11 protein-coding genes are annotated in these 10,857 nt (G+C 50.4%); all 11 read left to right on the top strand.

Annotated features, from left to right (window positions below):
• The first annotated feature begins 676 nt into the window (after positions 1-676).
• The 11 genes from def to hemH all read left to right on the top strand — a co-directional run bounded on the left by def (position 677) and on the right by hemH (position 10,722).
• The gene (def, locus tag OEV59_02905) at positions 677-1,243 is read left to right on the top strand and encodes a peptide deformylase (protein ID MDH4226693.1); all 567 of its coding nucleotides are present in this window, start codon (positions 677-679) and stop codon (positions 1,241-1,243) included.
• Between the two features lie 27 nt (positions 1,244-1,270).
• Positions 1,271-2,209 (top strand): methionyl-tRNA formyltransferase, encoded by a 939-nt coding sequence (fmt, locus tag OEV59_02900; GenBank protein MDH4226692.1) that lies wholly within the window; start codon positions 1,271-1,273, stop codon positions 2,207-2,209.
• Positions 2,187-3,029 (top strand): DUF116 domain-containing protein, encoded by an 843-nt coding sequence (locus tag OEV59_02895; protein ID MDH4226691.1) that lies wholly within the window; start codon positions 2,187-2,189, stop codon positions 3,027-3,029. Before fmt ends, OEV59_02895 begins: the two co-directional genes overlap by 23 nt.
• A 112-nt stretch (positions 3,030-3,141) precedes the next feature.
• On the top strand, positions 3,142-3,987 hold the full coding sequence (gene htpX / locus OEV59_02890) for a zinc metalloprotease HtpX (protein MDH4226690.1): 846 nt from the start codon (positions 3,142-3,144) through the stop codon (positions 3,985-3,987).
• Positions 3,988-4,304: 317 nt separating this feature from the next.
• On the top strand, positions 4,305-5,879 hold the full coding sequence (locus OEV59_02885; protein ID MDH4226689.1) for a hypothetical protein: 1,575 nt from the start codon (positions 4,305-4,307) through the stop codon (positions 5,877-5,879).
• A gap of 6 nt (positions 5,880-5,885) precedes the next feature.
• Positions 5,886-6,527: a class I SAM-dependent methyltransferase gene (locus tag OEV59_02880; GenBank protein ID MDH4226688.1), complete on the top strand. Its 642-nt coding sequence runs from the start codon at positions 5,886-5,888 to the stop codon at positions 6,525-6,527.
• A 93-nt stretch (positions 6,528-6,620) separates the two neighbouring features.
• On the top strand, positions 6,621-7,496 hold the full coding sequence (locus tag OEV59_02875) for a carboxypeptidase-like regulatory domain-containing protein (protein MDH4226687.1): 876 nt from the start codon (positions 6,621-6,623) through the stop codon (positions 7,494-7,496).
• Positions 7,493-7,828 carry a hypothetical protein gene (locus OEV59_02870; protein MDH4226686.1) on the top strand — a complete coding sequence of 112 codons (336 nt, stop codon included), beginning with the start codon at positions 7,493-7,495 and terminating at the stop codon, positions 7,826-7,828. The genes OEV59_02875 and OEV59_02870 overlap by 4 nt, the downstream gene beginning before the upstream one ends.
• Positions 7,829-7,883: 55 nt before the next feature.
• Positions 7,884-8,609, top strand: a complete 726-nt coding sequence (locus OEV59_02865; GenBank protein MDH4226685.1) for an RNA methyltransferase — start codon at positions 7,884-7,886, stop codon at positions 8,607-8,609.
• 143 nt (positions 8,610-8,752) lie between these two features.
• Positions 8,753-9,799 carry a uroporphyrinogen decarboxylase gene (gene hemE / locus OEV59_02860; GenBank protein ID MDH4226684.1) on the top strand — a complete coding sequence of 349 codons (1,047 nt, stop codon included), beginning with the start codon at positions 8,753-8,755 and terminating at the stop codon, positions 9,797-9,799.
• Positions 9,796-10,722 (top strand): ferrochelatase, encoded by a 927-nt coding sequence (hemH, locus tag OEV59_02855; protein ID MDH4226683.1) that lies wholly within the window; start codon positions 9,796-9,798, stop codon positions 10,720-10,722. The genes hemE and hemH overlap by 4 nt, the downstream gene beginning before the upstream one ends.
• The last annotated feature ends 135 nt before the right edge of the window (positions 10,723-10,857 follow it).

Genomic DNA, 10,857 nt, shown 5'->3' with positions numbered 1-10,857 from the left:
CGGGTTGCTCTTATCGCGTGGCGCTGGTGCTATGTGCGTTCTTTCGATGTTTTCTCTAAGTGTTTCTCCTTGGTATTTCTTCGTAAAAAAAAACGGCCTGCCTCTTTTTCTTGTTTCACCGAAGGCAGGCCGAAAAGGGATTTATCCTGTCCGAAAATAACCGGCCAAGACAATGTTCTTTTCAAACCCTAACCACTTCGGCGTCCCTTCAAACCCTTTCCGTTTCCGGATGTCGGGTTAATGGCTCTGCGCCCCGCGCTCGTCACAACGGGTTGCTCTTATCGCGTGGTAAGGATGATGCTTGTAATGTTATTGCTTGTTTAGTATTCTATTAAAACCTCCGATAATCTCGAGAGTTAGTCCTGCTAATCAGATAATGTTGCAAATTGCGTGCCACATAAAACGCGTTGATAATAAAGCCTTTTTAATTTCGTAGTAGGATATTTTTTATTAAAGTAGCAAGTTTTTTCATAGCCAAAAGATAGAGGCTTAAGACCGATAATTGCCTTTACGAAGGTAGAAAAAACCTTTCTAACATATAAGTATATAGAAAATATAAAAATTGTCAATAAGAATAATTGTTAATGTGCACAATGTGCCAATTACTCTTTTGGGTAAACGGTCTTTTTTTAGCTGACATTGGGTGTGCGAGGCGTTATAATATAATATTATAGATATGAGCATACTAACGGTTCTCACATATCCTGACGAGAGGCTTCGCGTAAAGGCCGCGCCTGTTATGGAGGTAAACGCCGAGGTGCGCCGCCTTATGGACGAAATGGTCGAGACCATGCGCGCGCACATAGGCATAGGCCTTGCCGCAACGCAGGTAGGCGTTGATAAGCGCGTAATAGTGATGGAAATTCCGGAGAATATCGATGACGAAGAGGACTATGAAGAAGGGGACGGAAGCGAAAGGCATAAGGACATAAAGACCATTGTCTACAAGTTCGCAAACCCTGAGATTATAGCTTCTAGCGGAGAGGTAACCTTTGAGGAAGGCTGTCTTAGCGTGCCGGGCGTTAGGGCCGATGTAGACAGGTTTGCCGAGGTAACGGTACGCGCCCTTGATGAAATGGGCAAGACAGTTGAAATCGCCGCAAAAGGCCTGATGGCAATAGCCTTTCAGCACGAGATAGACCATCTTGACGGCGTGTTGTTTGTCGATAAGCTAAGCCGCTTAAAGCGCTCGCTCATACTTAGAAAGTATAAAAGGCTGCAGGAAGAGGATAAGGAAGATTAGCTTCTTTTAAAAGGCTTTGAAATACAGATGAAAAACCTTAAAATAGTCTTCATGGGCTCGCCGGAGTTTGCGGCAGCGTCTTTGAAGGCCCTTCTTAATGCAGGGGCGGATGTAGCCTGCGTTGTAACGCAGCCGGCAAAGCCTTCTGGCAGGAGCAAGGTCCCTGTTGATACTGCCGTAAAAACGCTTGCGCTTGGCAGAGGCATAACGGTATATGAGCCAAAGAGCCTTAAAGACAGCGCGTTTCAGGATGTTTTAAAAGACATAAAGCCCGATGTCATCGCTGTCGTAGCTTACGGGAAAATCCTTCCGGAGGCTGTGCTTAACATACCGAGGCTTGGGTGCGTGAACGTGCACGCCTCTCTTTTGCCAAAGTACAGGGGCGCGGCCCCTGTGAACTGGGCGATAGTTAACGGCGAAAAGGTAACGGGCGTTACGACCATGCTCATGGACAAGGGCATGGATACAGGCCCCATGCTCCTTAAAGAGGAGATAGGGATAGATGATGGAGATACCGCAGAAAGCGTGCTCGAAAAGCTTGCCCCTCTAGGCGGAAGCCTTCTTGTACAGACGCTCGGGCTTCTTGCCGAAGGTAATTTGAAGGCCGAAAGACAGGACGAATCACAGGCCACCTACGCGCCGATACTAAAGAAAGAAGACGGCCTCATAGACTGGAGCAGGAGCGCGGTAGAGATAAATAACCGGGTGCGCGGGTTTGCGCCCTGGCCCGGAGCGTATACGAAGCTCGACGGCAAGGTTCTAAAGATACATTTGGGCAGGGCGGTCGGCGAAGACTCAAAGGACGCGAGGCCTGGCGAGGTGCTTGATATAGAGGGCGGCGTTATCCGTGTTAAGTGCGGGAGCGGCTGTTACGAGATAATGGAGCTTCAGTTGGAAGGTAAAAAGCGCTGCGGCGCAGACGAGTTTACAAGAGGGCATAAGCTTGGAAAAAAAGTCTTTGGATAATGGCGCCGAGATAAACAGCGCAGGGCATGCGAGTGTAGAGTACAGGCCGGGGGGCTTTGCTGTCGCTGCTTTTGTCGGCGCAATTGCGCTCTTCATAGCGGCAATAGGGTTCTTTCTCTGGTACGTGCCAACGGTAGGGCTCTCGCACATACACCCGGCGCTTCCGTACGCGCTCGGGGCTGTGATAATAATAGTCGTAGGGTTCGTTGCAATAGGCGGCATTGCAGTTGCTTCGTCTGCAATGAGGGGGGCCTCGAGCCAGGCAGTTTCCCCGATGTTTAGGGGGCTTCTTGTTAAGTTCTTTTTGCCGGTGACCATAATGGCCTCCGGGCTCTTTAAGATTCCGAAGATAAAGGTAGAGCAGGTGTTTATAGACTTAAATAACAAGATGGTCAGAGGCCTGTCGCAAAGAAAAAGCGGCTTTAAGCCCGAGAAGATAATCCTTCTCATGCCCCACTGCATACAGTTCGACGATTGTAAAATAAAGGTCACTCGCGACGTCGATAATTGCGTTGAATGCGGCAAGTGCGAGATAGCGGAGCTTTTGACCGTGTCGAGAAAGTACGGCTTAAAGTTCTTTGTGCTTACCGGAGGCACCGTTGCAAGGCGTAAGCTTAAGGAATTTCGGCCCGATGCCGTTGTGGCCGTTGCCTGCGAAAGAGACCTTACAAGCGGAGTTCAGGACGCGTACCCGCTTCCTGTGCTTGCAATCGTCAACAAGAGGCCGCTTGGGTATTGTCTGTCGACAGGAGTGGATATGACCGAGGTCAAAAACGCCATCGAGGCGCTGCTTAACCCGGAGAGCGCGAAGGCTGCTTAGGGCCGCATTCCCTTGACAAAGAGGGGGCTTGTCCCTAAAATATATCAGGGCGCGGCAGGCAGGTATGGAGAAACTCTGCCGCATAACACTAACGGAGGTAGTCGAATAAACGATGAACTATCTTAAGACAGCTGTTCTTCTCGGTCTCCTTGCGGGCATGCTCGTTGCCATAGGCGGGCATTTGGGCGGCAAGCAGGGCGCGCTCATTGCGCTCATAATCGCCGGGGTGATGAACTTCGGTGCGTACTGGTTTAGCGACAAGATGGTGCTTGCGATGTACGGCGCCAAGCAGGTAACAGAGGCCGAGGCCCCGGAGCTTGTGGGAATGGTAAGGGACCTGGCAGTGAAGGCCAATCTGCCGATGCCAAAGGTTTATATGATGGAGACCGATACGCCAAACGCCTTTGCTACCGGCAGAAACCCCGAACACGCCGTAGTTGCAGCGACAACCGGCATCATGAGGCTTCTTACGCGCGAAGAGCTGATGGGCGTGATGGCGCACGAGCTTAGCCACATAAAGAACCGCGATATGCTTATCTCAACCGTTGCCGCGACTATTGCCGGCGCGATAAGCTATCTCTCGCACATGGCCATGTGGTTTGGCGGCGGCCGCGATAATGAACGCGGCGGGCATCCGGCTGTTCTGATACTCACGATGATACTTGGCCCTATAGCGGCCTTCCTCATACAGATGGCAATATCGCGCTCAAGGGAGTACGGAGCCGATAGGGGGGGCGCGGAGATTGCAGGAAACCCGATGTATCTTGCCGAGGCGCTAAGAAAGCTTACGTATTATAATCAGAAGATACCGATGCATAATGTGAATGAATCGACTGCGCACATGTTCATCGTGAGCCCGCTTTTTGGCAGGGGCGGTTTGACGAGCCTTTTCACCACGCACCCGCCTTTGGAGGAGCGTATCAAGCGTCTTGAGGCAATGGTTGGGCTTGTAAGGTAAGGTAAAACCGTCGACGGCACAGCGGCGATTTGTCTGTCATGCGTTGTTGCGCGAAAATTTTTGATTCTCGACGTATCACCAAAGATACGCCTGCGGTCAAAAATTTCGCGCGCTTAGCCTGACAGCCGACTTGCCGCTGTGTTTTGGCATAAGAGAATGATTGCGAAGATGTTGTGTGACGACAGTTTTGTCGGACTTTGTGTAATAAATACCAGGGGCGGCTTTTATGCCGCCCCTTTTTATTTTGTGTTTACAGGGTGGCCGGGGGTTGGTATTATTTATAAGCCTTGCCATGCTTCTCTATAAGGAGGTATCGCATGAAAAAGCTGGCTTCAGTCCTTTTAAACCTTGTTTTGTTCGTCATCTTGTCGTTTGCCGTGTCGGTTGTTGCGGTGCTCCTGATGTCTTATGTGGACATCATCTTTACCGTGTCGGTTGAAAGTTCCTGGGCGGTATACGGCGTTGCGGCCGTCGCGTTCCTCGTTTCGGTGTACCTGTATTTCATATTCATAAAGAATAAAAGCGGCGCTCTCACCGGTAGCGCGCTTGCCGGAGCCTCGGGCGCGGGAGCGGGGCTTAAGTCCCTGTTCGTTTATATCATAATCATCGGCGGTGCAGTTGCGTGCTATGTCATCGCTGTTTTGATAAATTCCCATGTCTTTGGTGCAATGGCAGAGAAGGAGAAGGCTGCGCTTGCGCAGTACGGCGTTACATCCGAGTGGAAGAGTTTCTTCCCTGATATGGATTATAAAGACCCGGAGAACGCCGCGCCGCATATAGAGGCCGCGGGAAAACTTTTTACGGACGCCGACGACAAGGAAGTAACAAGGCTCTGGGATATGGTCACAGGCGAGAAGGAATATGACCGGGTAAAGGCCATGGACGATATAAAGAAACTTTCCGAAAAAACGGCAAAGCCCATGGAGGCCCTGGAAAAGGCTGTCGGCTATAAGAAGTTTCTCTGGGACGATATTAAAGCAAAGGACGGCCGTTACGGGCACAGCTCGGTAAGGATACCGCAGTTTTCGACATTCAAGAGGTTTTCAAGGATTGAGATGCTCGAAGCCATGAGGGCTGCAAACGGCGGCAATTGGACCGAGGCAGGTACCCGTATTTCGAAGATCATTGCCATTACCGATATGCTCGAGCAGGACCCGTGGCTGGTCAGCTACCTTATACGTGTTGCCGATATGAAGATTATCTATAACGGGCTTGTGTCGATTGCGAAAAACGCAAAGGATAAAAAGGCCGCGCTCGAGTTTGCAAGAAAGGTCAGCGGCGATATCCGTCCGATGAAGGATTCTTTCTCACGGGCAATGGGAGCCGAGTTCTCGGGCATGGTGGCGCTTTCCGAGGCGCTAAACACAGGTGTTATTCTGGAAGAGTCATTTGTGTCCAGCGGAGGTTGGACGGAGAAATACGCCACCCTGGCGTATTATAGGGCCTTTGGCAAATGGGATGCTTACGTGTTCATGAGAGGTGCCGGGCTTATTATGCCTGGCGCGAGCGAGAGGGATCTTGTAAAAAGAAAGGCAGACAATGAAATGGTCGATAAGTTCTTTGCCGAGCACACGGCACTGCCGGCTCTTTTTGCTACCATCGGCACGCCTGCGTTTTCGCCGTATTTCAAGCGTGAACTGCAGGCAGAGGCAGAACGTGACATAGCTTTGCTGTTTGCCTCGGCCCTGGTTTATAAGGCTAAGCACGGCAAATATCCGGAGACGCTCGATAAGCTAGCTCCTGAATATATGTCCGTAATCCCGAAGAACCCGCTTAAGAACGCGCCTTATGTGTACAAGACCTCGGGCGAGTACATGGAAATTATCGCAGAGCCGGACGGCGAAGATAAGCCGATAATAGCCATTATCGGGGAACGCCCGAAGCAGCAGTAAAGCCGCATGGCCAAGAAAAAGTTCATACCAGCTCTCGAGTTTAGCTTTATGACGTGTTTTTACGACCCGATGACGCGTCTTTTTCTGCCTTACGGCTTTATGGCCAGGGAGCTTGTAGGGGCAACCGGGGTTTCATCCGGTAAAAGCCTACTCGATTTCGGTTGCGGCACAGCAAGCGTGCTTACGGAAATAAACCGCATGCAAACGGGTGCGAAGCTCACGGGCATTGACATAGACCCGGAAATCCTTGCGGTTGCGAAAGAAAAAATTAGGCGAAGTGGCGCTGCCATTGCCATAGACGAGTATGACGGCCACAGGCTTCCGTATGAAGACGCTTCACTTGATGTCGTTATATCGAGCCTTGTCTTTCACCACATAGAGCCGGAAGGTAAGCGCGAGGCCTTAAAGGAGCTTTTTCGCGTGTTAAAGCCCGGGGGCCGCATCGCAATACTCGACCTCGGCCCGCCATCTGGATTATTTGCGCGTATAGGGGTGTTCATGATGTCCTTTAAGGAACATATACATGACAATGCCGAGGGGCTTCTTCCGTCCTATATGAAGGAAGCGGGGTTTATTGACGTTACCGACAAATTGTCATTCAAAAAAGTGTTTGGCACGATATACCTGTATGCGGGGAGAAGAGGGTAGGCAAACATGCGTGTACGAAAGTATATATTTGTAAATCTCGTTTTTTTGGTTGCGGCTATTTTTGCGGTTGCCCTTATAAGCGGCTGTATTACTATGGCCGCCGCGAGCGACAAGGACAAGGCCGACATCAGGAGGCAGCTTAACCTTCCCCCTGACGAACCAATAGGCATAGACGCAAGGAAGTTTTATACAAAGGAAATCCGTGGAAGGGTTGTGGACGCGGATACGAGAAAGCCTATCGAAGGCGCGGTGGTGGTGGCGGTGTGGGAATACAAGAAGCCGTACGGCGAAGGGAGTATTGACGTGATTATTGACATTGCCGAGAGCGTTACGGATAAGGACGGCAATTATTTTATTGCTGCCAAGGGGCCGTTAACTATCCCATGGAACGGCGAATTTAAGCGCAGCGACCCTGAGCTTTGGTTTTTTAAGGAAGGGTATGAGGCGCAAGACCAATATAACATGGACAAGGCTATTGTGGAGAAGATTCTAAGCAATCCCGAAGGCTTCGATGCGTTTGTGAGTTACGAGGAGATGCGGGCGTATTATAAGGACGCTGCCAGTAGGTTGCCGTGGGCTTTTAAGCGCAAGAAATATACGGACGTGGCTAATCTGGACAGCGAATTGCTGGGAGATGAGTTTTCGAGGCTTCACGATAACGTTAAGACCCCCAAGGGGCAAATCCGCGAATCCGTGTGGAACGGCCGCTTAATAACGCTCCACCCCAAGACCGACGAGGAGAGGTATTGGGATATGTTGAGGTATTTTTATGAATCTTTTGAAGAGTACTTACATTACCATGATCCAAATAAAACGGATTTTGTTGCCAGAGACATTTCAGAGTGGAGAAAGGTCAAAAACGCACTGCACGCTGTAAAAAGTGCAACAAAGAATCATAAAAGTAAAATTCTTCATTATCATACACCAGAGTTTATTGAGAAAGAATTGTTCAAGGAGGAGGCACCATGAAAAACAGAATCGGGCAGATAATCTTATTTTCAGTCATTGTTTTAGTGATAGTTTTTCCGTTGGAAGCAAGTGCCTATGAAATAAATACGCACAAGGAGGTGACAATCAAGGCATATGGAATTACAACCATAACACCGAATTTGATAACAGATATCACTGGTAATGCCTTGGCTGAAGATATAATTAAAGCAAAATTGGGAAAAGGCTCCATGGACGAGGACGATACCACGCCGTTTGAGTTCACGTGGCACGGGGTATTTGTCGCGCCGTTTACGGAAGCATGGTTTAGGTATGCAAACCATTACTTCGACCCCGGAGGCAACCGCTTGTAAGCGGCCGGTTTTTTATTTATGGGAAGCCTGCTTTTGTTTTGGTATACTTTAGCCCATGGTAAAGGGTGTAGCTAAAAACATATCAATAGTGCTTGTTGAGCCGAGGGGCGCAGGAAACATCGGAAGCGTTTGCCGCGCAATGAAGAATAACGGCTTAAAGGACTTACGCCTCGTTAACCCCGTGCCTTACATGACAGAGGAAGGCAAATCCATGGCCTGTAACGCTACCGACATGCTTCAGGCCGCGCGCGTGTTTCCAACGCTCGACGTGGCCATAAAGGATGCGCCGCTTGTCGTAGGCACGACGAGACGCAGAGGCAAGCTTCGCTTTCCAACGATGAACATAGACGAGGCCATACCGGAGATAATCAAGCGCGCAAGGAAGAACCGCGTTGCAATACTTTTTGGCAGGGAGGATAAGGGCCTAAAGAACGAAGAAACCGAGATTTGCGACATTCTTCTCGAGATACCCTCGCACCGCGATTATGCCTCCATAAACCTTGCGCAGGCAGTGTTTGTAGTGTGTCACTACATATTCAGGGCAGAGAACCCTGTTGAGCCGTCGTACAGGGTTGCACCAAGAGAGGACGTCGAGCTCTTCTACGGGCACATCGAGAAGATGGCGAGAAAGCTCGGGTACGGCGAAAAGGTAAAGGGCGAATTCATCATAGCAAGCATTCTAAGGAACTTTCGCCGTTTGTTTGGCAGAACGGGCCTGATGCACAAGGAAGTGAACATGATGCGCGGGCTCATAACGAGGATAGAGGAAGAGGTAGAGTAGGACGTTAGTGCGGCTGTTTCCCGGCGCGTTGCATACAGGATTGCGCAGAGCCGAATATCTTCAAAACCCTTGCAACGACGCATAAATCCCCGTATAATGAAAATTCTTTAATACCCGTAAGCTATACGGCAGAGAGGAGTTTTATGCAGACAATACAGAACGACACATTCCTACGCGCGTGCAGGCGCGAAAAAACAGGGCACACGCCCGTGTGGCTCATGCGCCAGGCCGGCAGATATATGAAAGAGTACATGGCCTTGAAGGCAAAGTACTCCTTTCTCGAGATGTGCAGGAACCCTGAGATCGCCTGCGAAGTAACGATGCAGCCCATAAAGGCATTCGACCTCGACGCGGCAATCATATTCGCAGACATTCTTCTTCCTCTTCCCGGAATGGGCATAAAGCTGGAGTTCGCAAAAGGAGACGGCCCGGTAATCGGCAACCCTGTGCGTACCTCCAAGGACATAAGCGCAATCCGCATAATAGAGCCGGAGAAAGACGTGCCTTATCTCCTGAATGCCATAAAGCTCGTGCAGCGCGAGCTTAACGGAAAGATCCCGCTTATAGGGTTTTCCGGAGCGCCGTTTACGATTGCAAGCTATATAATCGAAGGCGGCGGGTCGAAGAACTACATAAACGCAAAGCGTCTTATGTATACCGAACCTAAAGAGTGGCACCGCCTGATGAAGAAGATAACGGAAATCATCATACGTTATCTCAAGGCGCAGGCAGATGCGGGCGTTAACGCGCTCCAGCTTTTCGACAGCTGGGTCGGGTGCCTTAGCCCCGAGGACTACAAGGTCTTTGCTCTTCCGTATAATAAGAAGATATTCTCGGCTCTTAAGAAGTACGCTCCGAAGCTGCCGTTCATAAATTTTTCGACCAACACCGGAACGTATCTCGAACTCTGCGCCTCGGCAGGCGGGGACGTCATAGGGCTTGATTGGAAGGTAAAGCTCGGGGAAGCGTGGAAGAGGGTTGGCTATAACAAGGCAGTTCAGGGCAACCTCGACCCGACGGTTTTATTCGGCTCAAAGGCAGAGATAAAGAAGCGGGCAAAGGCCGTGTTAGATGAGGCCAAAGGCAGGAAGGGCCATATCTTTAACCTCGGACACGGCATAATACTCGGTACGCCGGTGGATAATGTAAGGTATTTGATCGACACCGTGCATGATCTAAGTTCGAAATGAGCGAAGGTAAAAAGAAAGGCGTGCTGCTTCTGGCCTTCGGAGGCGCGGACGCTATAGAAAATGTGGCGCCTTTTGTAAAGAACGTCTTAAAGGGTCGCCCTGTAAGCGACGAGACGGTAAAGCACGCTGAGAAACGCTACGCCCTTATCGGCGGCTCTTCGCCGCTTCTTAAAATCACACTTGCCGAGGCAGACGCGCTAAAGGTCGAGCTTGCATCTCTTGGCCTCGATACCGAGGTCTACGTTGGCATGCGTTTTTGGCATCCGTATATAAAGGAAACCGTTCGCGACATGTGGATGGACGGGGTCGAGGACGCGCTTGCCGTTATCATGGCCCCGCACACATCGAGGGTTGCTACAGGCGGGTATCTTGCTGATATAGAAGAGGCGAGAAAAACGACTGCCGGGGTGCCGGAGGTTCGGTACGCATCTACGTGGCATACGCACCCGCTATTCATAGAGGCGATAAAGGACAATATAGACGCTGCGCTAAAAACACTTCCGTTGGATAAAAAAACGCTTTTGCTTTTCACCGCGCACAGTCTTCCGGCGCCTGCGCTTGCCGGAGATTCGTATGTTGGGAAAATAAACGAGACCATAGAGGCCGTTACCAAGGGCGCAAATCTCCCTGAGCATCGCCTTGCCTACCAGAGTAAGGGCGGCGGCCCTGTTGAGTGGCTTGGCCCTGCTGCAGAGGATGAAATCGAAAAGGCCGCAAAGGACGGATTCGGTAGTATTCTTATAGTCCCTGTAGGCTTTGTCTCTGACCACGTTGAAACGCTCTACGACATAGATATTCTATTTAAGGATATAGCGCTAAAGGCAGGCCTTAACTTCGCGCGCTCTCTTTCGTTAAACACCTCGCCAAAGTTCATAAAGATGCTTGCCGACGTAGTGCTAAATAACATCAAGGGCAGCGCATGAGCGGTAAGCACATAGTCATAATAGGCGGCGGAGTGTCCGGGCTATCGACCGCGTACTTTTTATCCGAACTTATAAGGGATACGAGGGCAAAGGACGTGAAGGTCACCCTTGTCGAGCGCTCTCAGAATGTCGGCG

Source organism: Deltaproteobacteria bacterium (assembly GCA_029858205.1).
Classification (GTDB): domain Bacteria; phylum Desulfobacterota; class GWC2-55-46; order GWC2-55-46; family DRQE01; genus JAOUFM01.
The sequence above is the reverse complement of the archived record's forward strand: the minus strand, read 5'-3'. Positions and strand labels throughout refer to the sequence as shown.

Bases quoted from the DNA above. Each gene is read 5' to 3' on its own strand.
- def (MDH4226693.1), top strand. From the start codon at position 677: ATGAGCATACTAACGGTTCTCACATATCCTGACGAGAGGCTTCGCGTA.
- fmt (MDH4226692.1), top strand. From the start codon at position 1,271: ATGAAAAACCTTAAAATAGTCTTCATGGGCTCGCCGGAGTTTGCGGCA.
- htpX (MDH4226690.1), top strand. From the start codon at position 3,142: ATGAACTATCTTAAGACAGCTGTTCTTCTCGGTCTCCTTGCGGGCATG.
- OEV59_02885 (MDH4226689.1), top strand. From the start codon at position 4,305: ATGAAAAAGCTGGCTTCAGTCCTTTTAAACCTTGTTTTGTTCGTCATC.
- OEV59_02880 (MDH4226688.1), top strand. From the start codon at position 5,886: ATGGCCAAGAAAAAGTTCATACCAGCTCTCGAGTTTAGCTTTATGACG.
- OEV59_02875 (MDH4226687.1), top strand. From the start codon at position 6,621: ATGGCCGCCGCGAGCGACAAGGACAAGGCCGACATCAGGAGGCAGCTT.
- OEV59_02870 (MDH4226686.1), top strand. From the start codon at position 7,493: ATGAAAAACAGAATCGGGCAGATAATCTTATTTTCAGTCATTGTTTTA.
- OEV59_02865 (MDH4226685.1), top strand. From the start codon at position 7,884: ATGGTAAAGGGTGTAGCTAAAAACATATCAATAGTGCTTGTTGAGCCG.
- hemE (MDH4226684.1), top strand. From the start codon at position 8,753: ATGCAGACAATACAGAACGACACATTCCTACGCGCGTGCAGGCGCGAA.
- hemH (MDH4226683.1), top strand. From the start codon at position 9,796: ATGAGCGAAGGTAAAAAGAAAGGCGTGCTGCTTCTGGCCTTCGGAGGC.